General features: G+C 55.6%; 29 protein-coding genes. 7 read left to right on the top strand and 22 right to left on the bottom strand.

All coding sequences use genetic code 11. The features are described from left to right. Positions 1-3 precede the first annotated feature (3 nt). Positions 4-147, top strand: coding sequence for a hypothetical protein (locus tag ASG39_RS24170; RefSeq protein ID WP_200943857.1), 144 nt, complete (start codon positions 4-6; stop codon positions 145-147). A gap of 68 nt (positions 148-215) precedes the next feature. On the opposite strand, the gene ASG39_RS24415 is transcribed toward ASG39_RS24170, so the two are convergent. Both ASG39_RS24415 and ASG39_RS05540 read right to left on the bottom strand, forming a co-directional pair. Continuing rightward, on the bottom strand, positions 216-596 hold the full coding sequence (locus tag ASG39_RS24415) for a hypothetical protein (RefSeq protein ID WP_244481137.1): 381 nt from the start codon (positions 594-596) through the stop codon (positions 216-218). Then, entirely contained in the window at positions 593-1,303 is a 711-nt protein-coding gene (locus ASG39_RS05540) for a ParA family protein (protein ID WP_062593757.1), read from the bottom strand. The genes ASG39_RS24415 and ASG39_RS05540 overlap by 4 nt, the downstream gene beginning before the upstream one ends. A 494-nt stretch (positions 1,304-1,797) precedes the next feature. On the opposite strand from ASG39_RS05540, the gene ASG39_RS05535 reads away from it, so the two are divergent. Genes ASG39_RS05535 through ASG39_RS23675 form a run of 3 tightly spaced genes read left to right on the top strand, consistent with a single transcriptional unit; the run spans position 1,798 to position 4,750 of the window. Continuing rightward, positions 1,798-2,196, top strand: coding sequence for a hypothetical protein (locus ASG39_RS05535; protein ID WP_062594143.1), 399 nt, complete (start codon positions 1,798-1,800; stop codon positions 2,194-2,196). Further along, positions 2,196-4,565: a hypothetical protein gene (locus ASG39_RS05530; RefSeq protein ID WP_062593756.1), complete on the top strand. Its 2,370-nt coding sequence runs from the start codon at positions 2,196-2,198 to the stop codon at positions 4,563-4,565. Before ASG39_RS05535 ends, ASG39_RS05530 begins: the two co-directional genes overlap by 1 nt. 11 nt (positions 4,566-4,576) lie before the next feature. Then, positions 4,577-4,750 carry a hypothetical protein gene (locus tag ASG39_RS23675; RefSeq protein WP_156468034.1) on the top strand — a complete coding sequence of 58 codons (174 nt, stop codon included), beginning with the start codon at positions 4,577-4,579 and terminating at the stop codon, positions 4,748-4,750. Positions 4,751-5,044: 294 nt separating this feature from the next. On the opposite strand, the gene ASG39_RS05525 is transcribed toward ASG39_RS23675, so the two are convergent. The 13 genes from ASG39_RS05525 to ASG39_RS24410 are packed head-to-tail and all read right to left on the bottom strand — an operon-like array spanning position 5,045 to position 17,824. Further along, positions 5,045-7,069 carry a type IV secretory system conjugative DNA transfer family protein gene (locus ASG39_RS05525; protein ID WP_062593754.1) on the bottom strand — a complete coding sequence of 675 codons (2,025 nt, stop codon included), beginning with the start codon at positions 7,067-7,069 and terminating at the stop codon, positions 5,045-5,047. Next, on the bottom strand, positions 7,066-8,094 hold the full coding sequence (gene virB11 / locus ASG39_RS05520; RefSeq protein WP_062593752.1) for a P-type DNA transfer ATPase VirB11: 1,029 nt from the start codon (positions 8,092-8,094) through the stop codon (positions 7,066-7,068). Before virB11 ends, ASG39_RS05525 begins: the two co-directional genes overlap by 4 nt. Next, a complete protein-coding gene (gene virB10 / locus ASG39_RS05515) occupies positions 8,060-9,313 on the bottom strand; it encodes a type IV secretion system protein VirB10 (protein ID WP_062593750.1) in 1,254 nt (417 codons plus the stop codon). Before virB10 ends, virB11 begins: the two co-directional genes overlap by 35 nt. Beyond that, positions 9,313-10,125, bottom strand: a complete 813-nt coding sequence (virB9, locus tag ASG39_RS05510) for a P-type conjugative transfer protein VirB9 (protein WP_082476970.1) — start codon at positions 10,123-10,125, stop codon at positions 9,313-9,315. The genes virB10 and virB9 overlap by 1 nt, the downstream gene beginning before the upstream one ends. Further along, positions 10,125-10,817: a type IV secretion system protein gene (locus ASG39_RS05505; protein ID WP_062593748.1), complete on the bottom strand. Its 693-nt coding sequence runs from the start codon at positions 10,815-10,817 to the stop codon at positions 10,125-10,127. The genes virB9 and ASG39_RS05505 overlap by 1 nt, the downstream gene beginning before the upstream one ends. A 31-nt stretch (positions 10,818-10,848) precedes the next feature. Further along, complete coding sequence (locus ASG39_RS05500; RefSeq protein WP_062593746.1) at positions 10,849-11,862, bottom strand: type IV secretion system protein; 1,014 nt, start codon at positions 11,860-11,862, stop codon at positions 10,849-10,851. An 8-nt stretch (positions 11,863-11,870) separates the two neighbouring features. Beyond that, a complete protein-coding gene (locus tag ASG39_RS05495; RefSeq protein ID WP_062594139.1) occupies positions 11,871-12,068 on the bottom strand; it encodes a hypothetical protein in 198 nt (65 codons plus the stop codon). A 4-nt stretch (positions 12,069-12,072) separates the two neighbouring features. Next, entirely contained in the window at positions 12,073-12,774 is a 702-nt protein-coding gene (locus ASG39_RS05490; protein WP_062593744.1) for a type IV secretion system protein, read from the bottom strand. A gap of 9 nt (positions 12,775-12,783) precedes the next feature. Beyond that, positions 12,784-13,872 (bottom strand): lytic transglycosylase domain-containing protein, encoded by a 1,089-nt coding sequence (locus tag ASG39_RS05485; RefSeq protein WP_082476969.1) that lies wholly within the window; start codon positions 13,870-13,872, stop codon positions 12,784-12,786. Beyond that, positions 13,863-16,277, bottom strand: coding sequence for a VirB4 family type IV secretion system protein (locus tag ASG39_RS05480; protein ID WP_062593742.1), 2,415 nt, complete (start codon positions 16,275-16,277; stop codon positions 13,863-13,865). The genes ASG39_RS05485 and ASG39_RS05480 overlap by 10 nt, the downstream gene beginning before the upstream one ends. A gap of 5 nt (positions 16,278-16,282) precedes the next feature. Next, entirely contained in the window at positions 16,283-16,582 is a 300-nt protein-coding gene (locus ASG39_RS05475) for a VirB3 family type IV secretion system protein (protein WP_062593739.1), read from the bottom strand. Between the two features lie 3 nt (positions 16,583-16,585). Then, positions 16,586-16,924, bottom strand: a complete 339-nt coding sequence (locus ASG39_RS05470) for a TrbC/VirB2 family protein (protein WP_062593737.1) — start codon at positions 16,922-16,924, stop codon at positions 16,586-16,588. Positions 16,925-16,942: 18 nt separating this feature from the next. Then, positions 16,943-17,824 carry a lytic transglycosylase domain-containing protein gene (locus tag ASG39_RS24410; protein ID WP_244481136.1) on the bottom strand — a complete coding sequence of 294 codons (882 nt, stop codon included), beginning with the start codon at positions 17,822-17,824 and terminating at the stop codon, positions 16,943-16,945. Between the two features lie 216 nt (positions 17,825-18,040). Here ASG39_RS24410 and ASG39_RS05460 point away from each other — a divergent pair, with 216 nt between their 5' ends. Genes ASG39_RS05460 through ASG39_RS05450 form a run of 3 tightly spaced genes read left to right on the top strand, consistent with a single transcriptional unit; the run spans position 18,041 to position 19,820 of the window. Beyond that, a complete protein-coding gene (locus ASG39_RS05460) occupies positions 18,041-18,610 on the top strand; it encodes a hypothetical protein (protein WP_062593733.1) in 570 nt (189 codons plus the stop codon). After that, on the top strand, positions 18,607-19,146 hold the full coding sequence (locus tag ASG39_RS05455) for a hypothetical protein (RefSeq protein ID WP_062593731.1): 540 nt from the start codon (positions 18,607-18,609) through the stop codon (positions 19,144-19,146). Before ASG39_RS05460 ends, ASG39_RS05455 begins: the two co-directional genes overlap by 4 nt. Further along, positions 19,143-19,820 (top strand): thermonuclease family protein, encoded by a 678-nt coding sequence (locus tag ASG39_RS05450; protein WP_244481135.1) that lies wholly within the window; start codon positions 19,143-19,145, stop codon positions 19,818-19,820. Before ASG39_RS05455 ends, ASG39_RS05450 begins: the two co-directional genes overlap by 4 nt. A 604-nt stretch (positions 19,821-20,424) precedes the next feature. On the opposite strand, the gene ASG39_RS05445 is transcribed toward ASG39_RS05450, so the two are convergent. The 7 genes from ASG39_RS05445 to ASG39_RS23670 form a co-directional block, all read right to left on the bottom strand. Then, positions 20,425-20,916 carry a helix-turn-helix transcriptional regulator gene (locus ASG39_RS05445; protein WP_062593729.1) on the bottom strand — a complete coding sequence of 164 codons (492 nt, stop codon included), beginning with the start codon at positions 20,914-20,916 and terminating at the stop codon, positions 20,425-20,427. Between the two features lie 113 nt (positions 20,917-21,029). Continuing rightward, a complete protein-coding gene (locus ASG39_RS05440) occupies positions 21,030-21,341 on the bottom strand; it encodes a hypothetical protein (protein WP_062593727.1) in 312 nt (103 codons plus the stop codon). 76 nt (positions 21,342-21,417) lie between these two features. Next, a complete protein-coding gene (locus ASG39_RS05435; protein ID WP_062594132.1) occupies positions 21,418-22,083 on the bottom strand; it encodes an acyl-homoserine-lactone synthase in 666 nt (221 codons plus the stop codon). A gap of 71 nt (positions 22,084-22,154) precedes the next feature. Further along, positions 22,155-22,895 (bottom strand): LuxR family transcriptional regulator, encoded by a 741-nt coding sequence (locus ASG39_RS23025; protein WP_082476968.1) that lies wholly within the window; start codon positions 22,893-22,895, stop codon positions 22,155-22,157. Positions 22,896-22,964: 69 nt separating this feature from the next. Then, on the bottom strand, positions 22,965-23,444 hold the full coding sequence (locus ASG39_RS05425) for a helix-turn-helix transcriptional regulator (RefSeq protein WP_082476967.1): 480 nt from the start codon (positions 23,442-23,444) through the stop codon (positions 22,965-22,967). 55 nt (positions 23,445-23,499) lie between these two features. Next, positions 23,500-23,736 (bottom strand): DUF1330 domain-containing protein, encoded by a 237-nt coding sequence (locus ASG39_RS24405; protein WP_082476966.1) that lies wholly within the window; start codon positions 23,734-23,736, stop codon positions 23,500-23,502. A gap of 1,177 nt (positions 23,737-24,913) precedes the next feature. Next, positions 24,914-25,189 carry a hypothetical protein gene (locus tag ASG39_RS23670; RefSeq protein ID WP_156468033.1) on the bottom strand — a complete coding sequence of 92 codons (276 nt, stop codon included), beginning with the start codon at positions 25,187-25,189 and terminating at the stop codon, positions 24,914-24,916. Between the last annotated feature and the right edge of the window lie 217 nt (positions 25,190-25,406).

The following is a 25,406-nucleotide window of genomic DNA, read 5'->3' as shown; positions in this document are numbered from 1 at the left end:
AAGATGACGATCGAACAGCACATCGAAGAACTGCGCGCTGAGCTTCCCAACGCAGTCGACCGAAAAGAGCGTCAGCAGATTGTGGCGGAACTGGCCGCTGTCGTCGCCGAGCTCGACGCCCTGCTGGAGAACATGGTCCCTGACTAGGGACCAGATTCCCGTCGCGGCTGCGATCTCCGCGCCGGATCGACCGGCGCCGATATCGTGGGTCGCCCTCAATACTCATTCTCCGTCAGATAATAATCTAGGGCTGCCTTAACGACAGCCGTCATTTTGAGATCATTCTCAGAGGCCGCCCGCTGTAACCGGGCTTTCAGCTCATAGTCGAGCGCGATGTTGATGAAGAATTTCACATTGCGCTGCTTGGAACGCTTCAGATTTTTAAGACTGTAACGCACGTCCTCCTGCGCTATGGCACGCGCCTCGGCCGTCTCCCGTCGCTGTTTTTCACTCGGTTTTGGCAACATCGTACCGCCCACTTTCTCCGTGGACGGCGGCGTGGGGGGCGTCACCGCGACAGCGACCTCTTCCGTCTGGCGCTCGGCTTTGCGCGGTGCGATTGATAGGTTAGAAAGCCCAAGCCCCGCCTTGTTCACGCTGCGCCCTCACTTCGTGCGGAGGCTCTATGGTCCTCGATCTCGTTGACGAGGGTGTGAACCTCAATTCTCGCCTTGCGCACCGGATCCGTAAGTTCCTGCATCTGCAAGGTGCCGAGACCGTTTTGAATCTCACGGTAGATGTTGCGTTCAAAAAGCTCCGTATTGAGCAGGCGCGTCCGGTAATCTCCCTCTACCAGTCCGGCGACAAAAGGGCGGATATAGCGATATGCTTCCAGATTGCGCCCAGGTATGGAAATACGAGTGCGGACATTGATATGATCAATGGAGAGCCCGAACCGGTCATTGATCTCGTTCACCGCCGCAACTGCCTGACCGGCCGCCTCAAGTTCTTTAATCGCCGGCTGGATGGGAGAAATCACCAATTCAGCGGAGCGGATAATGGTGGTCTGCAGCGAACTATCCACCCCCGGTGCGTCGATGATCACAAGATCGAAACCCTGCCCAAGATTGTCGATTGCCTGCTCAATGGATCTCTGCGTCGAAGCGACGGTAACCTCGATATTCCCCGGCACGTTGTCCTTTTCCGCGCACAGACGCCACCATCCTGAAAGGTTCTGACGGTTGTCCGCGTCGATCAGCAGAACGCGTTCCCCTCGAAGGGCGTATTCACCGCCGATTAGGGTCACTAGCGTCGTTTTGCCAGCGCCACCTTTGTTGCTCACCGCCGCATAGGTTCGGGTCATGGAATCTTTCCGCATCTACTCCGGTGTAGCCATTGTGCTGCAAACACGGGTGTAGGCGCAAGAAAAAAATGAATACAACGTGTTCATCCACAATTCCCGCTTCTTGAGTTTGTATGATCCATCACCACAGTGTGGAATATATTCCACTCTGCTCAAATCCACCTTCCTATCGAGTTGTCGGAATATGGCGAGTAATCCTATGGACAAGGAATACAGCCTATAAAACAGTTGCTTTACGCATGTGTTGTGTATGGCTGTAGTGTGCCTTTGTCGTGTATCGACCAAAGGGTCATCGAGAGGCAGCGGGACAGTTTGAGTTTGAGAACGAAAGGATGCGACACCAGACATGGGTCAGATCTGGCTTGGAGACTTGAAAAACGTTACCGATAAGGTAATTGTTTTTTGGCAGGATACGCAAATTTGTGATACAAATTTGCTGACGATCGACGGACGAGCCGTCGATGAGGCCTGCGGCCGAATTCAAGGAAGGTCTGATGAGCGCGTTTGCAAGTCGCGATCAACGGGGAAAGCGTAGAGACAAGGTCGTCCACGCGCGTTTCAGCACGACCGAAATCGAGCGGATCGAGCATGCCGCCAAAGCTGCCGGGATGACCGTTTCGGGGTTCTTGCGCTCTCTCACGTTGGAGGAAGCAGGGGTTCGTCCGTTCTTCACAGACGCGGACAGGGCGGTTCTTTCCTTGCTTCTTGGCGACGTCAGGGCTGTTGGTGTCAACCTGAATCAGTTGTCGCGAGCACGCAACAGAGGAGAGGCGGGTCAGTCCCAAGAAGAGAAAAAGGTGATCAATGATGTTCAACGCGTCGTCGCCATTGTGCTGTTTGAACTGCAGGCCTTCGCCGAGCGTGGCGCTCGTAGGGGCGTCGGGAGAGTGTGATGGAGATTTTCCTTGGCGCGTTCACGTCTGAATGGGAGCAGCGCAAGGCAGCTTTCCTCCACGATCTGACACTCGGACGCCGACCGTCGCCAGAAGACGATGAACGCCGCCGCAGGGGAGGGGCTGTGGCGCCGGCAGGGTCTGCCGGAATGGCAAAGTCGTCGGGCTTTCGATTTCGGAAGGGTGGGGAGGGTCGTACGGGCGCCGTTCAGCGGCGCGCCGATCGGCCCATGCGCGCGCGCTTTGCCGGTCTTGCCTCCGGTAGCCAGCCGGCGGTCGTCAAAATGGCATCGTTTGCCGGCGGGTCGAGACTAGGTGCGATGATCAATTATGTCTCCCGCAATGGCGACGTTGTCGTCGAGAACGAGCGTGGCGATCAGCTTCGTGGCCGTGATGAACTCTCCGCCGTCGGCGACGAATGGGATCACCTGATGAAGAACCGCGCCGAGAGCCGGGACGTCGGCCTGTTCAAGATCGCGGTGGCCGATGTCGGACGCGCTGATGACGCGCTGATGGACCGAGCCCGTGAGATTGTGAAACACGGCTTGGGGGACCGCGCCTTCGCGTTTGCGGTCACGGCCCGCGCGGATGGAGGCGGGTTCGACGTTGACGGCGTGACGGTGCTTAGAAGTACCCACGGTGAGCGATTGACGGCGGACGACAAGGCTTCGGTGATCGTACAGAGGCGCCTGGAGAGCGCCGGTGCGAATGCAGCCTTTCGATTTACCGGCTACGGCAACGGCACGGAGTACGGCACAGGCCATGTGCGATCGATGGTGGCATCACATAAGGGCGAGGTGCAGGACGAACGGGGACGCGTGATCTCAGATGCGAAGCAAGCTGGCGATCTCGTTCAGCTCGAATGGCGGGACCAGCTTCACAGTCGAAAGTCGCGCGATGTCATGCATCTGATCCTCTCGGCGCGCGCGGGCACCGACACAGCTGCGTTTCAGAATGCGGCGCGGGATTTCCTGGCTGAGCAATTCGCAGGCCATCGCTACGTCTTCTCGCTCCACGATGCAGGCAGCGATCCGAAGCCGGAGGTGGACGGGGGCAAGCGTCCCCACGTTCATGTCCACGCCATAGTCGCGATGCGATCGGATGCCGGCGACCGGGTCGAGACAACCATTGCCGCTTTTCGCCAGTGGAGGCTTGGCATGGCCGAGAAGGCGCGGGCACATGGCATCAACATGGAGATGACCGATCGCCGCGATCGGGCTAGCGCGCCTGCCTATTCGAAGAACCAGGTGCGCCCAGTGAACACAATCGGTCGCACACAGCATGAGGGAACAACGGTTGTCGCTGAGCGGCGGTTGCATGCCAAAAGAGACGACATATCCAGTCCTTCGACAACGAGCCGCAGTCAGGGTTATATGGATACAGCGCAGGGAGAGTGGCGGGAAAGATTGCGATCCCAAGAGTTTGAGTCTCAACGGGACTTCATCAGATCACAGATCATTCGGCTGGATGAAGTTAGAACCAGCGCAGGAAGCCGCGAGACAGCTCATCAAGAAAGCGGAAATTCCAGCTCGCATTTTCGAACACATTTGGTAAAGTTGGCGGAGCTTGTTTCTGAGGGTGACGATATGCGCCACATGACGCGACCGGAATTCGAAGCATATGAAAAGCGGGTCGAGACTGCGTTGTTCCAGGCAGAGAAAACCATGCCGCCCGAGGAGCGCAAGGATTTCGAGGAGATTGCGCAAGCGGCACGCGAGCATGTCAATGTCCGCCGCGAGATCGTCGAGATGCTCGAGGTCCGTGGGACGTCTGAGGTTTCGGATCAACGGTCCTCGGAACGGAATGGCGATATCCAGCAGGATGATAAACAACGCTGGAGCGATGCCGTCGAGAGACACGGATTCGTGGCGGCCGATGCAGCAAACAAGGCGCTTCTCGATATCGAGAAAACACGCGAAGCAATTGAGCGAAAGGCGTCAGAAAAGCCTGACGAAGTTCCTGCTTTAAAGAAAGAGCTGGACACACAAATCACCAGGGCCGCGGAGCTTGGTGCATCGGGGAACGGCATCATTCGCGAGGTGGCCGAAATCGATGACGATCTGAAAACCGCGCTGCAATCACTGGAACGCGATCGATTAAGGCGTGAGAGTGAAAAGTCGTCTACGAGGGCGCAATCCGACGAAGTTACCAACGTCGATCGCGCTACGCCTAGAAGTGAGCAAACACAGAGCCGGTCTGATGAACGTGATGTCCACGGACAGAAAGGGCCGAAGGACACTGCATCGCGACAAGAAAGCGGTGATACGACCAAGAGTGATCCCGCGAAACAGCATGTTCCTCGCCTGGAAGAAATTCAACGCGAGACAAAGGAGCGGAGCGAACGCGACCAGGATGAGCGCGAGCGATAGGAGGAAAAGCGATGCGTGATGACAGACGGATCGTTGTTGTCGAGGAAGACAGAAAAACCGGCGCTGGCTGGGCTAAGCTATTCGGTACGGTTTTCCTCGTGGTCATGACTCTTGCGGTGGTCGATCGCGGTCTTACAGTGGCGTGGGTAACGGTGACCACGTGGCTCAATCGGCATTTGTTTTAGGGGATCTGACGCAGCGTTTCGCACAACTTCCTACCTCGCCGTCGTTAGCGGATACGCAATTTCGCGCGTTGTAAAGGCTAGGTTGGGATCTCGGACGAACTCGGAATATTTGCACCAGTCTAAGAGGTTGACATGAAACAAAATTTTCTGCTCTCCTTGGTGGACTACTCGCCCCCGTTGTCGCAACTATTCCAGCTAGAGTGAGTCACTTACGACTGATATTTACGACATAGCACGTTACCTCGCGCCATTGGTGATCTTCCCCTTGAGCCCGATATCTACCGGCTTTCGCGCTCAGCCTATTCCCAGTTCGGCCGGATCTGGGACTGTCTGCTTTAAAATCTCCGTGATGCTCCGTCTGCTTCGGGATGAGACGCTCCCCGTTTGGGTGAGTTTTGCATCGATGGCTGTTCGGAGCCGTTCGGCAGTTGGTTTTAGTCGTGACTCTAGCTTTGCCGCTTCTACTTCCGTTGTATCACCCGTCCTTTCAAATAGCTTATTGTTAAACTTATTGACGCCTTTCCTGATTGGCGCCAATTGCAACGCCTTGGCTACAACAGCGGGTGTGCTTTCACTAGGAGCGCGATCAACAGTCTGTACTTGTTCCTCATTGGCTGATGTCGAACGGCCTCCATACTGTTCATCAATTGCCGGAACCGGCAGTAAGGTTACAAAGTCGGCATCTGGAACGGCGGGCTGGTTCTCAGCAGCAAAATGTGCGGCGGTTTTAAATGCAGCAAGCTCATGAAAACGGAGCTTTTGTCCAAATATGGCTTTCTGGCCTTCGACGAGGAGGAGCATGCGATTCTCCGGCATCTGACGAATTTCCTGCGGCATCATCAAGTCGCGTTCGCGGATCTGTTCAACTTTCGTCCGGCGCGGCAGACCCATCAATTCCAATGTTCGAGATTCCGACTTGTACCGGATTGTTTTCTTGCCCAGCGCCCGTGAAGCGTATTCGGCCGTGGCTTGATCGTTGGCACCGAGAATGAGCTGCAGGCCGCAATTGCCGAGGAGCGAATGGCGAGATGTTTCGCCGTAGATCTCATCCAGGCTTTTAAGGTCTTGGATGATGAAGGCCATTTTAATGTTGTAGCCGGCGACATAAGGAAGCTTGTTCATGATCTCGTCCATCCGCTTCAACTGCCTGAACTCGTCGAGCAGGAAGTAAGCAGGCAGGGCGTTGGGGTCGAAATCGCGGGTCAGCAGGTCCATGCTTTGTTGGACAAACAAAGTGAGGAGTGGTCGCAGGATGGTTACGTCACTGATGTTTGGCGCCAGATAGATTGACACTGGCCGCCGGCGCATTGAAGCAAGGTCGATGTCAGTAACATTTGTTGCTGCAATTACCCGCTCGTTTCGGAATGGTTGCATTGACTTTTGAATGTCCAGCAACGCGGACCTTGCCGCCCGTTCATTGAGGGAAATGTAGGCGTTAAAGCTATCGGTCGTGAACCTCGATAGATCCGGTTCCTTCTCCTTGATCAGTTTCATCAGGGCCTGCAGGTCAACGCCCGCGTTGAATATGCTATTGACCTCACCTAGGTTGCGACGGTTTCGGTAGTGGCCGCTTTCCAACACGTAGCTGATCACGCCAGCTATGACCTGTTGAGCCGTCCCCTGCCACACGGCATTGTCTGAGCCGAGCGTTTCGGGAATAAGAATGCTTGCCATGTTCTGGATGTCGATCGTCCGGCTGCCGCGATCCTGCCGAACGAAGTCCATCGGGTTCCATCGATGCGTTGTTGAAGCTCCCGGCGAAAACAGGAAGACCTGATGCCCGTTCGCTTTTCGGTAACCTGCGGTATGCTGATAGATCTCGCCTTTCAGATCGGTGACGATCATCGAGCCTGAAAACATCAAGGCGTTCGGAATGACATATCCGACGCCTTTTCCCGATCGTGTGGGACCAATGACGAGATGATGCCGATCATCGAGCCGCCTCAGTATATTTCGGCCCATTTTGCCGAAGATGTGACCTTCCTTACGAAACCATTTTCCTCTCCGGATCGAGGCAATATCCTGGAACGCCGCATCTCCCAACGGATTGGATGGCCGGCGCAGCCCGAATATTCCGGCTCCCGAGGCAACCGCAATAGCGGGAACAAGCGCGCCCAAAGCTGCGACCTGAAGCGCTGGATTGCCCGAATAGAGCCAAAATTGTTGGAGCGGCGCAAACGGGTTGGCTGTCACAGTCAGATGGAGGATACGGCTGTCCTTGTATACAAACTGCAGGATCAAGGCATAGCCTATCGTCCAGACCGCGACGGCGATTAGCGCGCAAAATAGGATGTAGGCGGCAAGATATGTCCTGCTCATGCCATATGCCTTGCGTAGTAGATTTCGGAAACACCCCTGCGGCCACCCTCGCGGCTCAACTGGATGACAACCGGGATCACCATCTGGATGTAGGACATCAGATCCTGCTTGGAGTAGCCTGCCGACATTCCGCGCTGTTGCACCATCATGGCAAGCTGTTCGTAGGCGCCCAGAGGCGTGTCGGCATGGACGGTCGACATGCTGCCGGGGTGACCAGTATTAATGGCGCGCAAGAACGCAAAGGCCTCAGATCCTCTGATCTCACCGACGAACAGGCGATCGGGCCGCATCCGCAGCGACGCCTCGAGGAGCGACTGGATCGTGACCTGTGCCGTACCCTGATCACCCCTCGAGGCCAGGAGATGGACAGCGTTCTTTTGCGGCGGAAAAAGCTCCCGCGTATCCTCCAGGGTTAGAATGCGTTCGAATGGGTCGATCGTCTTGAGGCATGCATTGAGAAAGGTTGTTTTTCCCGTGGATGTCCCGCCGCTGATCAGGATCGAGACCCGCTGCTTGATGGCAGAACGAATAAACTCATAGATGCGCTCCCCTTTAAGATGTTCGATGAGGGCCTGTTCGACATCTGTAAGACCACCAACGGCGACAGAGACCTTCTCCAGCGAGCCATTGTCACGGTATTCTTCGAGGGTGAAGTCACTCGTCACCTGCTTGCGGATCGAGATGGCACCGCCGTCGGGCGCCGCGGGCGGCAGAACAATCTGAATTCGCTCACCCGTCGGCAAGGCTGCTGATAGAATGGGGTTTGCTCTGCTGATGAACTGATGTGTTGCACCAGCGACCCGTTCACCGATGTTTTCGATCTCAGCCATTGTCAGGCCTGGGAGCTCATGATGCTCCATCACGTCGGCGCCGAGCCGTTCGATGTAGACGTGCCCTGGCCGATTGACCGAGATTTCCACCACTGTCGGATCAGACAGAAAGGTGGAAAGTGGGTCAAGCGATCGCCGCAGGAAATAGTAAGGACTATGATCAGCGGCTTTGATTTTGGCGGATGCCTCGCTCATGCTTGATTTCCTTCAGCGCTTCCTCGACCGGGTCCGGATACATGGCGGAGAAGTCGAGGTCCTGGCGGACATAGACGAAGATGCGCTCGCCCTGGTGAACGCTTATCGTCGGGGGAATTTTGAGGTTCTCCGCCAGTGCTTGGTTGGCCATGTCGGAAAACGTCTGTGCAATCGTCTCGCGAGCAAGTTCTGCGGCGCGGTCGGAGTCCGAGGATCCATCGTTGCCGCTGCCGGAACCATATTGGTTGCTGCCATAGCCTGTTAGATAGGAGGAGCCCGCGCCCACGATCGAAAGCAGGATCGCCGAACCGAAACGCTCCCGCCATTTATTGTCAACAAGACCCGTCAGGCCGGATCGTCCCAGGCTGTCCGTGCCGATGCTGTTCAGCCGAACCGTCACGCCGTCGTCTCGCAGCAAGCGTGTCCAGATGACAAAGATACGTTTCTGCCCCCGCGTGACCTCGGACTGATATTCTCCGATGAGCCTTGTTCCGGTCGGTATCAGGACGCGGCGACCGTCAAACGAGTAGACCTCCTGTGAAGTTATAGCCCTGATCTGACCAGGCAGGTCGCTATTGATCGCTGTCTCGAGAATACCGGGAATTAAAGTGCCCTCGGGGATCATTGCGTCGATTCGCTCCATCTGGCGGGCTTTGGCGGACCGATCACCAATCGCTGACGCGGATGCCAGAAACTTGCTGTTTCGATCCTCCCCTGCAACTGTTGGTCCACCCTCATTACTGCCAGAAGCCAAGGAGCCGCGCCCGTCGGCCTTGGTCGAGTCAATCACCACCTGCTTCGAAAGGAAACGTTTCGGAAACTCCTCAACCTTTTCAGGCTCGGCCAATGGTTCATTGTTGGTTTCGACGATGCCCGGTGGAGCAGGGACGTCGAACCTCGTTGTATCCGAGGGTGCTTCTTTCTTCTCCTCGACGGGAGGGTCAGGCAGTTTGATGATCGGCTCCGGCTCCTTTTCGGGCTGCTTCTCACCTTCGCGAAGAAAAGACGGCGGACGGAAGGTCGTTGTGGTGAATTCCTCGTCGCCTCTAACGCTCTCTGGCCTTCGCTGTTCAGGAGCAAATACGACGACATAGGCCACCGCCGCGCCCCCGATCAGGAGGGCAGCACCTCCGAGTAGTTGCTTTCGGCGGGCGCGCTTGTCTCTGATGTCAACCTCATCACCGGCAAGCATCGCTTCAAGCTCTGGAGACCTCTGCATCAGTTTCCGCTCCTTCGGCGTGTTCTTGCCTTATCGTCCAGACTCGGTGCCATGATGTCGGGATCGGGCGTCCCCAGATCCGGCTTTCGGAGATTGAAGATACAGGTCCATTGGTTGCCATCACGCAATGTGTATTGGGTCGCCGTTCCGTCGACGACAATGTATTCACCCTCACGTCGGAAGTTTCGTAAGGTCTCTGAGAAGTCAGCGTTCACTGCAAAGATTGCTGGCACGGTCGTGCCAAATTTAAAAAATGTCTTCTTGCCGTCATCGAACACCATCAAGGGCTTGAGCTTGCCGTCGCCGGAAAATGAATAGTCAATATTGACGTTGGCCTTGTCGATGCCCGCGAGGTTTGGATTGGCGGCGCGCGCCTCGGCCTCCTTGCGAAGCGAAGCGTTCAGATCCTTCTCAGGATAAACGAAGCGGATGCCGAAAACCTTCTTGCCGTCCTCGGGCGCGTAATCATTGAGCTCCAGATAATAGATCCGCTTGGTCGTCACCACATTCATGTTGGTGGTGACTTGTTTGGCTTTGGGTTTGACGAAGAGGATATTGCCTTTGTCGGTCGGCACAACATCCCAGCTCTCGGTGTCACCGAGCGCGACGGTCTCGAACTTTTCGTCCTCGTCGAAAATGATCATCGTCGAAATGCCATAGGTGGCAAAGACACGCACAACGTTGTTCGGCTGATAGACGACGCTAGTGACCCTTGGATCGAGTCGACCAGACGCTGGCGTCTGCGCACCAAAGACGGATGTTCCAGATGTGAGTACCGTCAGAGTGGCGGCGAGAAAAATGCGAGGGATCATCAACGGGCACCCTCGGTCACAGTCTCCTGATCGCGGCGATACTCGTACACCTGGAAACCTAGTGGGTTTTCAAAACGCCATTCGTTCGTCGCCGGAGTGTCGGTATATCTATAACGAACGACAGCGATCCAATGACGTGGGATCGATTCCGTTTCTGATTGCTCGACAGTCGTGAAGCGTACGATGCCGGTGCTGGCATTTGGAAAGGTGACGGAGGCGATTTCCGTCGTCACGCGCTTGTTGCGCCCATAGACCTTTGCGGGGTTCTGCAAATTGGCTGCGCTGTAAAGATCTTGCAGTTGGCGAGCCGCGTTACCCGTTGATAAAAGTGCTGCAATGCCAAAATTCTGCTCGATCGCAAAGGGATCGTAGCCTTCGCGCGACCGTATGTACCGGACGATATTCGCCTGGGTGATCGCCTGCTGCTCGGTCAGATTTGTGGGCCTTGTGAGCCCAGACTTGACCTCGACATAGCCGGTGTTCTTGTCGACCTCGACGATATAGGGTTCGAAGCTCTTCAACGGAACCAGCATCGCAAGCGTGCCAAGACTTACAAGCGTGATCGCGCCGAAGATCGTTGTTACAAACCAGGCAAGTGCTCGCGAGCGTTTGGCTTTCTTGACGACCTCCTGTTCCCAGATATCGCCGCTCTGGTAATAGGTGCGCAGTCGTTCGTCATTCGTTTCTGCCATTTCCCCTCATGCCCTTCGGATGTTTGGCGCGCTAAGCCGGTGTACTGTTCTGCGTGATTTTCGTCTGCATGGCAGCCTTGGTGCCGGAACTGTCATTGTCGCCTCCGGATCTGTACCTGTCGCGAAGTGCGCGACCTCCGCGGTAGGCCACGCGTCCAGCGGATACTCCTCCGCGCACTGCTCCCAGCCCCAAGGCTTTTGTCGCTTGGCTTGCCGCTGCCCCGATTCCCGCGCTGATCCCGCCGGCGATCCCCTGGCCGATCGACTGAATGTAAAGCATGACAAAGGCCCCTGCGGCGCACAGCAGTAGGAAGCCGGCGACATCGGCAAGGGTGAGCGTTCTTGAGCCACTTGCAGCATCGATCTTGGTCAGTTCCGGATTCATCGCGGCGATCAGGAAGGAGGCGACGACATAGATAAACAAAGGGATCAGTGCATAGGTGAGGACCTGGTTGAACCAGCCGACGCCATAACCACGGGTTCGCTCAAACAGCATGCAGGCAATGAAGATCGGCGCTGTGCCGATTAGAACCCACAGCATAACCTTGGCCAGAATCAGGATCGCGAGTGCCACGGCGATGAAAATCCCCGCGCCGACCATGATCAGCACGCCGATCATACTCGGAAGGATCGAAAAGTAACCGGATTGCTCGGCAAACGCGGACGCCGCCTGATTGGCGGTGCGCCAGATCTGCGACAGGCCATTGGTGGGTTCGGTTATTCCTGTTCCGGAAGCAGCCAGAATGGCACGGCCAACGTCCTCGGGGGTGTCGTTGATCCACTGGTAGAGCAGATTGTTGAAATTTGCCCATGAACTGACGAGGGCCAGAATGATCATCATGCGGACGATGCGGCCGACGATCTCTGACACACCTATGCGCGCGGTCCCAAGAAAGAGCTGGAGGCCGTAATAGGCGACGTAGGCAACCAGCATCATCTGCAGCAGCGGCATGATCTCTTGACCGACGACGGTGTAGGCCTGCTCCGAGAACGACGTTCCCGAATCCTCGATGCGCTGCAGCAGGTCACCCAGAAAGTCTTCCATAGCAGCCCCTATTCAAACCCGATCGCGGCAAAGGCGGCGGCTGGATCGTTGACACTGCGCATCGGCCCGCAGGACTGCCGGCGGTCAACTGCATAAGAGGTCAGCTCCGCCGGCCGCTTGCACGGGGCAGTCTTTTCCTTGACGGTTCCGCAACCCGTGAGCATTGACGTTGCCAACAGAAGAGCCACGGGCAGAAGTTTGGTCATGCCATCAATCGCCATAGGCGAGCGCTTTCTTGCTGTTCGATATGTCGGTCAGGCGTCGCTGGTTGTCGGCCTGAAGTGATGATACCGCCCCGTTCATGACGCCGATCATTTCGTTAAGGGTCAGGCCGGATTGCACCTGCAACTGCGTGTTCTGGTCGATAGATCCCTTAATGTCCTCGGCCGTGCCAATCTTCTGCCCGGCGGCCTCGAAAGCACTGCGTCGTGTTTCCGTGGCCTTTTGCGATCCGTTGATCAGGGCCGAAACGCCAAGGACAGTGTTGACCAGTTGCTCGTAGGATTTGTCGCCGGAGAAGTCGCTGTTGTCCTTGCTGGATAGCGATTTTACAAGTTGCAGGCCGTTGATGAACGTTGTCGCGACCTTGGAAATGTCACCACTCATATTGCCGAAATTGGGAACGCCGCCCTTGATAAGACTGTCGAGCGACGGCATCGAAGCGACGCTGAAGCCTTGGCCGATGGCGAGGTTCTGCAGAGGTTGAGACGTGCTCCCTCTGTCGCCGGTCACGGCTTTCAGCGTGTCCTGGACGGTCGTCAAAATGTTCGAATTTGTGTCGAGGATCTTGGTCGTCGTGTCTGCGGTCTCTTTGGCGATCTTATAGTTTTCCTTGTCGATCACCGGAACGTCTGCATGGGCGACGCCAAGCGGAATCAAGGCAAGCGCAGCAGTTGTTGTCAGCAGTTTCATGATTGGCTCCTATTGTGGTTGCAGCAACAACTGCACGTTTGAGGTACCTTCACGTTTATCGATGCAGGCTCGTTTCTCAGGATCCCAGATGAGGTTGACCTTTGGGTCGCACAGACTGGTCGTGTCTCTTGGCCTGTCCCCATGTTTGCCGGTGGATGCCGATTGGGACGAACTCGACAGGTTGGAGGTCGTGACGGAATTGCGTGAATTGATGAGATCGGCCATGGCTGTGCTGAGCTTGATGACGTTGTTCATCATTTCCAGATTGGCGTTGCGCGCTGTGGAATTGTGGTCCCAACTGTCCTGAATGGTTCCGGTCTGCATACCAGCCAATTGCTGGTACCAGCTTCCGACATTTGAGAGGCTTTCCGACGTGGCCGTCGTTGTGCCCATAGCATTCAACGTGGAAGATCGCATGCCTGTATAGGCCGTCTCGCCACCACCAAAGTTCAGCGGAATGCCGGATTTGTCGGATCCGCCGAAAGCCGGCAGCCAATCCTGCGTGATGCTGCGCACATAGCCCTGCGTTTCCTTGAACGGAGGGATACCGCCATATTTGTTGACGTTGCCGGCACCCGAATTGTAAGCAGCTAGCGCCAGGGCCACGTTGCCATTGTAGCGGCGCAGTTGCTGCTTGTAGTACCGCGCTCCGCCTCGCAGGTTTTCTTCGATATTGTTTTCGTTCACACCGAGTTCGGCCGCGGTCCCTGGCATCAACTGTGCAAGCCCGGTGGCACCCACGCCGGACTTGGCGCAGGGGTTGAACCGGCTCTCTTGATAGACCAGCGCGAGAAACTCGTTTTCGTTGACGCCTTCTTCCCGTGCCACCCTGCGGACAAGGCCGGAGATCTCGGCATTTTGCTCCGCCGCGCCCACCGGATCGTTGCGGCGCGATGGACGGTACATGGAGCAGGTCACCGAAGTGTTGATCGTATGGCGATCCTTGTCAGTCGTTTCGATTTTGCGCGTTGTCTCGTCGCGCGCGGTGTCTTCCTGCAGAATTGTGTCATCGATAACAGGGACGTCGGCCAAGGCAAGACCCGGAACCTCGAACACAGCGACAGCCAACAGGGGAAGTGCGAAACGCTTCATGGCCATGTCTCCCATCCACAGAATGGAGGAAGCCAGGCGAGAGGGTCATCACCCAGCGCATCTCTCAGGCGCGCGCACTCTTCGATGCTTTCCTTGCGGCCGGACAAGACCTTAACCATGTCAGGCATGGCATTGAGATCAAGCCTTGCAATGACGCTGTCATTGCCGTGTTTGATTAGGAACGTCCGCTTTTCCGGGGGCGTGGTTCGGATGAAGTTGAATTCTTTGACCGTCAGACCAAAGCGCCGGATGTAACTTTCTTCGTCCGCACGCGGGTTGGGGAAATGGATGTTGGTCGATGACTGCTCGATCAAAGTATGCGATGCCGGCGCTCGCGCGATATCCGCGGCGGACTGGGTGCCAAAGCCGACGATGCCGTTTAGCTTGCGGATCGTTTTCATCTTATCGACGATGAAGTCGCTGAACGTCGCATCCCGCAAAAGGCGCCAGCCTTCGTCCATAAAAATCATCACGGGTCTGCCGTCGAGTAGCTCGTCCAGGCGGTGAAAGATATACATGAGCGCTGGCGTCCTGAGCTCCTCGTTGTCGAGGATGCTGGTCATGTCGAAACCGAATATCTGTCGGTCGGAGAAGGAAAGGACGTCGTGCTGGGCATTGAAAAGCCAGGCCTTCTCGCCGTCGATCCATGGTCTGAGCCTCGAGCTGAGATCATTGGGGCCGGCGCGGACACGTCCGATCAGAAGACCGGAGAGGTTGGCAAGGTTTCTTTCGGCCGCTGGCTCCTGCATCAGCCGGAGCAGCGCCCGCTCGAGGATGTCTTCCTCCTCCTGGTCGAAAGTATTGCCATCGCTGTGTCGGAGCATGGCCTTCAACAAGCGAAGCAGAAACTCGCGGTTGGGTCCGTTGTTTTCAAGCTGGAGCGGATTGAACCCGGACGATGTCCCAGGCGTCAGCACCTCGTAGGCACCGTTCATGGCTCGCACGAAGATCTCGCCGCCTCGGTCCTTGTCAAAGAAAACGGCTTTGGGATTGGGTTGAACGCGAAAAGCCTGCGCGAGCAAAAAGGTCAAGACGACTGTTTTGCCGGAGCCCGTAGGCCCCGTCACCAGAAAATGGCCGATGTCTCGCCGATGGAAATTGAACCAGTAGGGCGTCTGACTGGTCGTCTCCAGAATGGTGATCGGCGTGTTCCAGTGGGTGCCGTCTGTCTGTCCGCTAGCAAAATTGTGCATGGACGACAGACCCGCATAATTGGCGCTGGAGAGCAGTGCCTTCCGGGCGATGTAGCTGTGATTGCCTGGAAGCTGCGCCCAGAAGCCGGCCTCCAGATTGAGATCCTCCCGCAACCAGTTGATGTTCATGTCCGTCAGGCAGGCGCCAAGGTCGGATACCGATTTGTTGACCCCATCCAGATCTCGCGACAGGCATAAGAGGGTCATATGATGGAGGCCAAACACAGCCTCCTGATTCATGAGGCTGTTCAGGGCAAAGTCGATATCGTTTTCGACATCGCTGCCGGCTTCGTCAGAGGCCGCAATCTGCCGTTTGAGACGCGAAATGCGCTCCTGGGCGATCGGCTTGTCCGTGATGGCGAAAGACTGGGTGAGAATGAATTCATGGTTGACCTGCAGCAAGCCATCCAGCATGCCCGGACCTGTGAAGGGAGGGTACTCCTTGATCGATAGCATGGCGCCGAACCGATCATCCTCCTTGACTGGTCCCTGTGCCTGCATGGTCCGCCGGGAGAAATGCAGGCGCGAACTCCCGATGTAGTTGGAGATGCTCATCCGGGGCAGGCGCATGCGGCGGGGAATGCCGCCGCTCAGGATCGTCTGGAAGAACTCGCAGGGCTCTGAATAGGGGTCGTCATCGCGATGAACGATACCGAGGGGACGTGCGGCATATTTCTGGAGATCCTTGCAGATGTTACCGACAAGTTCTTCGAGTTCGCTGACAGCCTCTCGAAGTTGATCATCGGCCGCATCGCGGGATCCCGCTTTGTCGATGAGGCGCCGCGCCTTGTCGCCGACAGCCAGCGCACCGCGCATTCCTGATCGGATGACCGAGAGGTAGAGCTCGTTGGTGAACATCCGCTTTTCGCTCAACTGCGCCATGTATCGGCGATTGAGCAGGTCGCAGAAGGGGTCTTTGAATTGACCGTCCAGATCACTATCGACCTGCCGCCGGATGACGGTTGACCAAAGTGAATAGCGGCTGGAGCCGAGCGCCCTGATCATCGTGTTTTGCACGACGGATCGCATGTTGAGTTCAGCCTGGTCCTCCGTCTGGAAAAACAGGCCATTGAGGCGAACGACCGCGAGCAGGGCCCCACTCTCCAGCTTGACGACCGTGTCGGCGACATGCCGCAAGTACGGTATATGCTTCGCCATTGGTTTTTCGCGGGCGAGTCTGTTGCCAAACCCGAGTTCTTCTCGAATGAGCTTCAACATGGTCGTTACGGTCCGTAAGAGTTGGCGCCCCAAAATGTTTTGTTCGGTGTCTTCGGCGTCAGGCGGGTTGCCACCTGCAACACGTCCAGGATCCGGCTGTCCCAACTGCACAGCGTGAACAGGATCACGTATGAGCCAGGCGCTGTCAGCAGCGCCCAGACAGTATTCGTGGCGAGCCAGGCGATGATCGTCATGCCAATCACCAAGACCACCACCATGTAGGGAACACCCCAGAGCGTGGGCGATCGGGTCAGGCCAATGATGAGAGGAGTCAGGACGGGCTTGTCGTCTTCGAACTCAGCCATCCGTCAGTTCCCGACCGTCGACATCAATTCGTCAACAATGGCGGGTGCTCCGAAGACCAGACCAATACCCAGCACCACGGCGCCTGCGGTAAACCAACTCAACCGGCCCGCGAAGGCCAGGAAACCCAGGCCGATAACCGCGATGATGGCGACCAAACGACCGAATGGGCCGGTGATAAAGTCGACCACGGCCTGCACGACAGTCTGAAGCGGTGCAAAGGCCTGATTGGTGGCCTGCGCCACCGCGAAATCAGCCGTGGCGAGCTGTGATAGGACGATCGCAGACATCACACCAGCGACGCGGATTGCCCTCATTTGGTTTGAAGAAAGGCTGACAGTCATTGAATCTCTCCTTTGCGTTCAGAACTGCATGACGCCCTTGATGAACCGGCTTCCGCGCGCACCGATCACATCGCTGGCCATTTCGTTAGTGGAGGGGGGGTCAGTGTCGGCAGTTGTTCCACGCGTTCGTTTCTTGCGTTGGACCTGCAAACCCATCTGGCGGTTGATGACATTCGCGACGTAGCGAACGGTCTCGCCAAAAGGAGGCACGCCGCCATTGTCGTAGACGGCTTGTGCTCCAGCGTTATAAGCGGCGGCGGCGAGGATCGGGTTCTGGAATTCGTCGAGCATTAGCTTGAGGTGGCGGATGCCCCCGTCGATATTTGCAACCGGGTCGCAGATTTCGATCACGCCAAGTTCCTCGGCGGTGGCGGGCATGAGTTGCATCGGACCGCGGGCGCCTTGTTGACTGTTGCGGTTTCGGTCGAACCGGCTCTCGGTCCAAGCAATCGCCTTCGCTAAACCCGGATCAATCCCGTAAGTTTGTGCGGTACGTCCGACGAGGTCCTCAATCTCGGCGGCAGTCATCGGCGATGGGCCGCACTCGCGTGCCAATTCGCGTCCGTCACCTCCGTGTGAATACGATGTGTTCGAGTTTAGAACCAACTCCGATCTGGTGTCTTTTGTCCCAAGGCCTTGATCACTTATACGCCCAATGGAACCATCTGTGTTCACGGTTTCGATGGATGAAACTTTGTCTACTCGCCCGGAGGGCGACAGCTCGAATGCATCACCTTTAGCGCGTTCTCCGGCTTGGGATGCGAGGATACGAACGCTTTCCGTTTCCGCGCTACCTCTATAAAAGCGTCCGTAATCAAAACCATAGGCTGGGATCTGCCACGCCAAGACTGGCGCTATCAAAAGGGGGCATAAAAACATTTTCACGCGAAAACCCTTCATTTTTATTTGATCTCATGATCTATCTTGGTACGTAAATGTACGGAAGGGCGATCTTCAAGGCAAATTTTTTTGATTGATTCAGTTACCATTTGTGTTCATCATTACATCGAAAAAATCCGATCGAAAAGAGAAAAAACACGAACCAAGGTGACGGCGATGAGAACAGGAGAGGTAAAGGGTCGAAAAAGAGCAATCGTACTTGCGCTGGGTGCGTCCATGGTCGCGCCTTCGTGCTGGGCGGGTGGAACGATCGACCAGACGTATGTCAAGTCGTTGGCTGCGCCCGGGAAAGCGGTTCTGGTCGTTGAGTATTATGATCCAAACGGGAAGGTGGTGAATCGAAAGGGTTTTGCCTCCGCAACCGGCTTCGCCGTCGAAACGCCAGTCCAAATCGCTATCGATGGGAAGACCAGCCTTCATCTCTATGGGCTGGAACCCTGCGCTGGGGACATGGTCAATCAGAAGGAGGGTTTTGCTGGAACCTGTGATGCTTACGCTCAGGAGCAACTGGCGATACTGGTAAGGACAGCGAAAGTGATCTTTTGCCGGGCGTTCCTGACGGAACGCGATGCTTCGTTGCAGGACGCTACATGCTTCGGATACTACAATTTTCCCGGCTCACTCGATTCCGTTGATAGCCTGGAAGAGCAGCTGGTCTCGCTTGGGGCTCTCAGGCTATCGAAAAAGCCTGATGGCTCGCCGATGCGACCCGATCTCTCTGACGCTGAGAAGACGGGCAGGGGCGGTTTCGGCATGTGGGCCGATCCAAGGGTTCAAAAGCAATGAGACGGAGAGTGCTGGTCGCAGTATCATCGGCCCTGATAGCAACTCAAGCCGTTGGCGCTGCACCCCCTGGCTATTTCGAATTCGCGACCGGCGCAGTTCTTGAAACGGGCGACACATGGATTTCCGCTGGAAAGCGGTATCGCCTTTACGGCCTCCAATCATGCCTGAGAGGTACGTCCTATACCAACGCGTCGGGACATAAGCGCGACTGTGGCGAGGCATCAATTGCCGTGCTTGCCGCGTTTGTAAAGGATGCCGGCCCGGTTTGCGCTCCTATTGTCGGTCGCACGGATCTGACCTTTACGGTTTGCTACGCGTTGGTGGGCGGGCAACGGCTCGATCTTGCCATGATGATGATCAGCGAGGGCTATGGCTTTGCTAGCCTAGATGACACCGGGGCGCCGATCTATCCAGCCTATGCCGTGGCAGAGCAGGTCGCTCGCAAGGCGCGGCGTGGCCTTTGGCAGTTCAAAGATGTTCAGCATCCAGCGATATTGCTAAGCCGCGCCGCCAGAAAGCCGGGAGTTCTGCCATGATCCGTCGTATCATCTGTGCTATTACGATTTTCATCGGACTACAAGGTGTGTCCGCTGCAGCAGACTTCACGGATGACAGCCGGCCCGGATCAGCAGAGATGGCGCCGCTTGCAGTAGTGAGTGGTAAGGTCGCCGTCGTTGACGGACGGACACTTTGGTTTCCTGCGGAACGGCTACTTGTGCGACTGTCCCAGATAGACAGTTGCGACTTGGTCCAGTGGTCATTCAATCCCAACGCAACATCAATGACTGCGGCCTCGCTGGCGCCTGTACCGTGCGGCGCCTTGGCAAAGGCCTGGCTGAAAAGAACGACGGGAAGCCGCGTCGTTCACTGTGACGCGATCGTAGATAATCATCCGATCGGATTAACTGGCAAGTGCCGGATCGGCAGCCGCGATCTTGGGCTGGAAATGCTCAGGGTGGGATGGGCGAGACTGAACACGCCAATTCCTCAAGACAGGCGCTATCTCGAGGCGCAGCAGTCGGCGATTGCGGCGCGCTACGGAATGTGGGGAACCTATGTGCTCGACATGAAGGAATGGCGCGGGAAAGCGATCGACACGACCTTGGGGCGCAGGCCGCAGGCCGACATCAACCTGCTAAGGGAGCGTGGTAGCGAGATCTCACCCCCCTTCTTTGATGCGCGGCGCCAGCCGAAGCGTCGGGACCGATAACGCATTGAGCAACGGAGGCTCCAATGAAATACCTTCTAGCATTGTTTGCTTCGATGGCTTTCGCCGGACTTTCCACGACATCTGCAGAAGCGAGCGATTGGGGTTGCGAAGTTTTGCTTTGTGCGGCTTCCTCCAATCCCTCCTGGCGCGGCGTGGAAAGCTGCCAACCGCCCATGGAAAAGCTCATCTCGGCGATGAAGAAGCTCGGGTTTTCATGGCCCACATGCCCCGAGGGCGGGGCCGGCGAGCCGGGCTATGAGCAATATGCAGAGTGCCCGGCTGGATGGACGCCGGCGAACGGAGACAGCGATGACAGTTCATCTTTTAGCCGGGCTAAGTCGCGTTGTATGCGAGCTGTGAACCAATGCAAGGGAAGGCAACACCTCTTCGGTTCTGGGAACGTAGAGCAGAGGCGGACGACTTCCGATGGCGTGACACGCGTCTATAGCACTTCAAGCTCCTGCTCTTATACGGAGTTCAAGGCGAGACCTCTACGACAAGACCCACATTATTTCGATCTACGAGACGAAACGACCGGGCAATCCAGACGGTTCTGGTTTAGCCTCGAACGTTGACAAACTGGGGCATGGGAATGCCTGAGCGCCTACGGACGCTCAGCCGTGGGGTCTTTTTTGGGGGGCTGCTGGAGCACAGAGACAGTTTCCAGGAGTGTGACGATCGACGCCATCGTATCGGTCGGCAACTCGTCTAGTAATCTGATCATGCGAAATCTCGTATCGGCTTCTTCTGGCGTTTTTCCCCAAAGATGGGGCGCCGCAGCAAAGAGCATGCCAAGCGGGGATATTCCAAGAATCTCGCTCAGGTGGATCAGCCTGCTCACCTGCATCCTCGATGAACTTCGCTCATATCGCCCGTAGACCTGTTCGCTCAAGCCCACAAGCGTGGCGAGGTCAGCTCTGCTTAGATCCTTCGCCTGACGACACTCGCGTAGCTTTTCGCCGAGCCGGGCGTCGAGCTCCTCGAATGTGGAAATTCCGTCAAGACCTTCCCGACGATAGACTGGCTTCTCATTTTCGGGATCGGCGGTTTTCACCAGGCCCAATTCGGCGATGTAGCTATCTAAGTTCTTACTCATATCTTCTTGACCCAAAACGTGACGTATAGAAGCATACATCACGTTCAGGGCGAAAGGCTACGCACTTCATCGACCACGAATCACGTGCGCCTACTTCGCGCTTTTCGCTATCACTATTTCTCCACGAAATGCGCGATCGAATCCATCAATTCTTCCATCTCTTTGCGATCCAATGATTTTTTGGTGCTGATTAAATAGTGCACCAGGTACAACAATTTCGTTTGCGCTTCGATGTTTGAATCAGGTCTCCACTCGATGAGCGCTGCACGCGCCCTTTCTTCTCGAGCAAGGGCTTGGGGAAGAGCGGTGTTCGGGTCGTGGTCCCTGGCGCGCAGCTTACTTTGTCGCAGCATTTTGAGCTCAGAGACGGCGTGCGCGTGGGACTCGGCAAGGCGGAGGAGAGCCCCGTCAAAACTATCATCCATGGCTATTCCTCGGCAATTTTCATTAGCGGAAGTTTTCTCCTGCGCGCGGTCTGACCGCAGGAATGCAGACCCCGATTCAAGCGCTTGCTAGTTCGGCGACAATGACGTCTGGTCGGAAAAACTCGGGGCGCCTGTAAAGCGGTTCGGTAATCTGCATCTTCAGGCGCATCTCGGCGAGAACACGTGGCGAAACCTCAAACGCCGCGCAGCATACCGGAAATCTTCCATACCCGTCGGCGCGACCAAGCTCGTCAAATTGGGCGCCCGCTCTTTGATATACCCGCTTCATATGTGGTTCGTAATTCGAGATCATCGTATGGATCCCATTATTCAGAGCGACCTCGCAAAGTGCCAGGAGAAGCAGGCAAAGAGCCCGTTCCGGGCGCATGTCACGGAAGTCGCGCGCGATAGCCGTTTCGTCGACACACATCCGCGTGCCCTCCCAGATGCCAGGTGCGACGAGGTCGCATGCTTCAGGGAATGTTTCACGGAAGACGTCATAGAGGAGTGTCGGGCCGGTTGTCGGCATCAGTCGAAGCGAACCGTAGAGTCGCTCCCGCTGTTCGTCGCACCAGAGGAGGTAGGCAGGCTGTAGGTCGTCATAATGATCTCGTTCGTAGAGACCAGATACCGAGACCTTCCAGCCCAGCCAATCGGCGAAGACTCTTTTCCTCAGCCGAAGCGATTGCTCGAGCAGTCCGGCATATTTGTGATATTCATTAGCTTGAACGAGAAGATACATCATTGCCTCCTGTTGACGGAGACAGTATCCGGCCCGCCATCTGCGGGATAAACCTCCAGAGATCGGCTCCCCTAAGTCTGGGTATTGCCATATGGATTAATCAGGCGAAGCTGAATTGCCAAAGCGACCGCAGACGTAATAGGACCGCTTCCAAACTTGTGTCGTACGTTTGATAGGTACGTCTGTGTCGTATGTTCGGACAACCCAAGAATTTGCGCAATATCCGTGCTGGTCTTTCCGAGCGCAGTCCAATGGAGGCACTCTTTCTCCCGCTTGCTGAGACTGGGGACGGGATCATGCTCTCCGTGAATCTCTTGAATCGCCTTCTTGTGGATGAGGAATGCAAGTTCCAGCCACTCACCGCGAAATTGGTCTACGATCCCGCTCCATTCGTCAGGTGGCTTGCGGGAATTCAAAGAGAGCAGGGCGCGACGTTTCTTGTCGACAATCGGGACAGAGTATCCATTGCGACCGACGCCATGGTTCTGGGCATCGCGAAGGAATTCATAAGCAGTCGATGTGATTTCAAGTTCTCGCCAGTCAAACGGCATTTGCCTCAGGAAGCCCTGCTTAACCACTGGATCGACTTTGACGTAGCCACTCAGTAAGTACCGGGAAACCCAGATATCAGTGTAGGTGGTTTTAACAAATGGAGCATCAACAACGTCTGCGACCGTATGTGCAAGATGATAGGTCACGAAATCGACGCTGTAGATACGCTGAAGGATTCTCAACGCTTCCAATACGCTTTCTGCTTTTCCTATCTCTAAATGTGCGTCAACCAAATGGGGTGACTGGCTGTTCAAATCCATTCCCGAACTCCGTGCGAATATGAGTCCTCAGACGCCATGCTAGCGGCGCGCCAACTACGTGTTTAACCGTCAGCCTGGCGGCGGACAGAGCATCCTAAATGTGCAGCGGCGGAAGCTGTCATTTCTCATTTTATCATTGGGGTTTGAGCACATGGCAATGCTTTTAAGCAGCACGACAATACGCTTGCGCACAATCGGAGATTTGATCTTAGAAAATGCAAGATTAAGCTCTGTGGCCTCGGGTGTTTCAACAAACGCTGTAAGATCGCGACCCTCGGAGAGCTCGGTCTTCACGTCAGAGCCTATGGAACTCAAGGCACTTTCGCCGAAAAAGTATGAGATCGGAACAGACAGAATTTCCGCCATATTCTGAAGGCGGCTTGCACCAATCCTGTTTGAGCCCTTTTCATATTTCTGGACCTGCTGGAATGTCACCCCAAGACTTTCGGCCAGTTGCGTCTGGCTCATCTCGAGTATTTTTCGGCGAACGCGAACACGTGAGCCGACTTCTACATCGATAGCGTGGGGTACTTTGGCTTTACTCAGCATTAGCTTCTCCCGCAGGCTTCAAGATATTATGTTATAACATATCGCATAATCCAGTTTATGGAACTCCGTTTCCTAAAGGCTGATGATCTAAGAAAAGACGAAAGTTGCCTTGCAGCATTGCAATAAAACCGATGCTCACTCGCACTCGAGTAATTACCAAGCATCTTGTTGAACTGGGAAATGTCCATCGCACCCCTTCGATGATGGAGGAACGATAGGTAGCCCCGATAAAGCGGTGTTCTGCGGCAGCTTGATATATGGGACTGTCGTATAAGGCGCGCGCTGCGTCCATGGTAGAAAAGCTTACTATTAAAACGCCCTCTGGCACCGCTCTTCGAGGAAATATTGAGAACCTCGGACGGCAAGGACGTCCGTCCCGATGTTCCCAACCATCGTCTCAACATTTCAGTATAAGTCTGCAGTTCCGCCTCATCCCGGCTACGTTCTTGAATGAAGATTGCGTAAGCTGTCATGCGATACCACCTCAACATTGAAAACGCGGTTCGCTGCAGGTAGCAGACGCGAACCACGATTTTGCCCAAACGAGTTGAAATCAGCGGTTACTTCTGCCTCTACTTATTTGCCTTGTCCTATAATAGACAGACCGTATAAATTCGCAATCTGAGAAATTACAGAATAGTCTGTCTATATGAATTTTTGAGTGCCTCGACAACGCGCCGCGGGGATGAGCCATGCACCCTCCTCAAACTACCCGAGAGAGGCGCTACCAAGGCCCATATTCGTTTCAATGCGGCAAAACCCAGATGCTCGTCACCATGACCCAAGATCGCGCAGCCAGCAGGTCAAGACGAACTCCGACATCATCGTGTTGATCGATAAACTCCTTGATGATCATATTTTTTCCGAGATCGCAGAGTCTCTCAACAACCAGGGATACCGTCCCCCCTAAGTGACGCGCCGCGACCAGCGCAACGCCCGCTTCACAACCAAACGCGTCACCTATCTCGTTCGCGAGTACAAGCTGAGATCACCCTATGACCGCCTCCGGGATCGTGGGATTTTGACAAAATGGAGGCCGCTGCACACCTCAATATCCATGAGTATACACTCGCCCGATCGGCTGAACATGTCCTCGTCATCAGCCATGCCTAAAATGAACACTGTTACCTGTACGAGCTTCTGAAGACAGCTTTACCGCAAAAGCAATGCAGTCGATGGAACCAACTCGTTGATTGCGTCGCCGCGCTTAACCAGTGCGAAAGCCAAGTCAAAACCTTCTTAAGCTTGCCCATACGAATTATTCGGTCGGAGAGGCGACGTCATCGTCAGCAGCTGAGATCGCGGGATTAGACATGAAATCAGAGATGCGCATTCTAGATAAGTGGCACCCATGCCAATAGGACCATATACTTAGAAAGCTATCTGCGCTTTTGATTATTCCAAACTTGAGTGTCCGCTACCGCGTTGAGTAGATACTTACAGGTCATTTCGCAAATTTCCACCGGGGTTTAATCGGAGGAGCCTAGATCAATTGGAGCAAATGGCGTTGGTAAGCGCAGTTCAACGTTGTCGCGGCGCGCAAGCGCAAGGAGCATTTTCATGTTATCCGAGAACGAATCCATGGCGCGGGGAAGTGCCTTGCTGGGTTCATCCAGCGGATCGAAAAAACTGTCCCAATGAATAGGAATGACCAGCTTTGCTTCGGTTAGTTGCACTGATTCATGCCAGTAGGTCGCCACGAAGTCGGAACTTTGCTTGCCGAGTGTCGCAATTCCAAGGAACACGACGTCGGCCTTAATGTTTTTGAACTTACCTGGGACAAAGTTTCCGCTGGCGATTACCAGAATACGGCGTTTTCCGTGCTCAATTAAGTACGAAAAATTGCCGCCGACTTTGAATTCATGAACCGCGCCGGGTTTGCCGGAGGCTCCAACTTCTGAGAAAGTGGAGCCACCATGAGCAAGACAACGAACAAGTTTTCACCTGAAGTCCGTCAGCGTG

The sequence above is a fragment of the Rhizobium sp. Leaf371 genome (assembly GCF_001424045.1).
Lineage (GTDB): Bacteria > Pseudomonadota > Alphaproteobacteria > Rhizobiales > Rhizobiaceae > Ferranicluibacter.
The sequence above is the reverse complement of the archived record's forward strand: the minus strand, read 5'-3'. Positions and strand labels throughout refer to the sequence as shown.

What these genes read in the sequence shown, in the direction of transcription:
- ASG39_RS24170 (WP_200943857.1), top strand. Translation starts at nt 4, where the DNA reads ATGACGATCGAACAGCACATCGAAGAACTGCGCGCTGAGCTTCCCAAC.
- ASG39_RS05540 (WP_062593757.1), bottom strand. Translation starts at nt 1,303, where the DNA reads ATGACCCGAACCTATGCGGCGGTGAGCAACAAAGGTGGCGCTGGCAAA.
- ASG39_RS05535 (WP_062594143.1), top strand. Translation starts at nt 1,798, where the DNA reads ATGAGCGCGTTTGCAAGTCGCGATCAACGGGGAAAGCGTAGAGACAAG.
- ASG39_RS05530 (WP_062593756.1), top strand. Translation starts at nt 2,196, where the DNA reads ATGGAGATTTTCCTTGGCGCGTTCACGTCTGAATGGGAGCAGCGCAAG.
- ASG39_RS23675 (WP_156468034.1), top strand. Translation starts at nt 4,577, where the DNA reads ATGCGTGATGACAGACGGATCGTTGTTGTCGAGGAAGACAGAAAAACC.
- ASG39_RS05525 (WP_062593754.1), bottom strand. Translation starts at nt 7,069, where the DNA reads ATGAGCAGGACATATCTTGCCGCCTACATCCTATTTTGCGCGCTAATC.
- virB11 (WP_062593752.1), bottom strand. Translation starts at nt 8,094, where the DNA reads ATGAGCGAGGCATCCGCCAAAATCAAAGCCGCTGATCATAGTCCTTAC.
- virB10 (WP_062593750.1), bottom strand. Translation starts at nt 9,313, where the DNA reads ATGCAGAGGTCTCCAGAGCTTGAAGCGATGCTTGCCGGTGATGAGGTT.
- virB9 (WP_082476970.1), bottom strand. Translation starts at nt 10,125, where the DNA reads ATGATCCCTCGCATTTTTCTCGCCGCCACTCTGACGGTACTCACATCT.
- ASG39_RS05505 (WP_062593748.1), bottom strand. Translation starts at nt 10,817, where the DNA reads ATGGCAGAAACGAATGACGAACGACTGCGCACCTATTACCAGAGCGGC.
- ASG39_RS05500 (WP_062593746.1), bottom strand. Translation starts at nt 11,862, where the DNA reads ATGGAAGACTTTCTGGGTGACCTGCTGCAGCGCATCGAGGATTCGGGA.
- ASG39_RS05495 (WP_062594139.1), bottom strand. Translation starts at nt 12,068, where the DNA reads ATGACCAAACTTCTGCCCGTGGCTCTTCTGTTGGCAACGTCAATGCTC.
- ASG39_RS05490 (WP_062593744.1), bottom strand. Translation starts at nt 12,774, where the DNA reads ATGAAACTGCTGACAACAACTGCTGCGCTTGCCTTGATTCCGCTTGGC.
- ASG39_RS05485 (WP_082476969.1), bottom strand. Translation starts at nt 13,872, where the DNA reads ATGGCCATGAAGCGTTTCGCACTTCCCCTGTTGGCTGTCGCTGTGTTC.
- ASG39_RS05480 (WP_062593742.1), bottom strand. Translation starts at nt 16,277, where the DNA reads ATGTTGAAGCTCATTCGAGAAGAACTCGGGTTTGGCAACAGACTCGCC.
- ASG39_RS05475 (WP_062593739.1), bottom strand. Translation starts at nt 16,582, where the DNA reads ATGGCTGAGTTCGAAGACGACAAGCCCGTCCTGACTCCTCTCATCATT.
- ASG39_RS05470 (WP_062593737.1), bottom strand. Translation starts at nt 16,924, where the DNA reads ATGACTGTCAGCCTTTCTTCAAACCAAATGAGGGCAATCCGCGTCGCT.
- ASG39_RS24410 (WP_244481136.1), bottom strand. Translation starts at nt 17,824, where the DNA reads ATGAAGGGTTTTCGCGTGAAAATGTTTTTATGCCCCCTTTTGATAGCG.
- ASG39_RS05460 (WP_062593733.1), top strand. Translation starts at nt 18,041, where the DNA reads ATGGTCGCGCCTTCGTGCTGGGCGGGTGGAACGATCGACCAGACGTAT.
- ASG39_RS05455 (WP_062593731.1), top strand. Translation starts at nt 18,607, where the DNA reads ATGAGACGGAGAGTGCTGGTCGCAGTATCATCGGCCCTGATAGCAACT.
- ASG39_RS05450 (WP_244481135.1), top strand. Translation starts at nt 19,143, where the DNA reads ATGATCCGTCGTATCATCTGTGCTATTACGATTTTCATCGGACTACAA.
- ASG39_RS05445 (WP_062593729.1), bottom strand. Translation starts at nt 20,916, where the DNA reads ATGAGTAAGAACTTAGATAGCTACATCGCCGAATTGGGCCTGGTGAAA.
- ASG39_RS05440 (WP_062593727.1), bottom strand. Translation starts at nt 21,341, where the DNA reads ATGGATGATAGTTTTGACGGGGCTCTCCTCCGCCTTGCCGAGTCCCAC.
- ASG39_RS05435 (WP_062594132.1), bottom strand. Translation starts at nt 22,083, where the DNA reads ATGTATCTTCTCGTTCAAGCTAATGAATATCACAAATATGCCGGACTG.
- ASG39_RS23025 (WP_082476968.1), bottom strand. Translation starts at nt 22,895, where the DNA reads ATGGATTTGAACAGCCAGTCACCCCATTTGGTTGACGCACATTTAGAG.
- ASG39_RS05425 (WP_082476967.1), bottom strand. Translation starts at nt 23,444, where the DNA reads ATGCTGAGTAAAGCCAAAGTACCCCACGCTATCGATGTAGAAGTCGGC.
- ASG39_RS24405 (WP_082476966.1), bottom strand. Translation starts at nt 23,736, where the DNA reads ATGGACGCAGCGCGCGCCTTATACGACAGTCCCATATATCAAGCTGCC.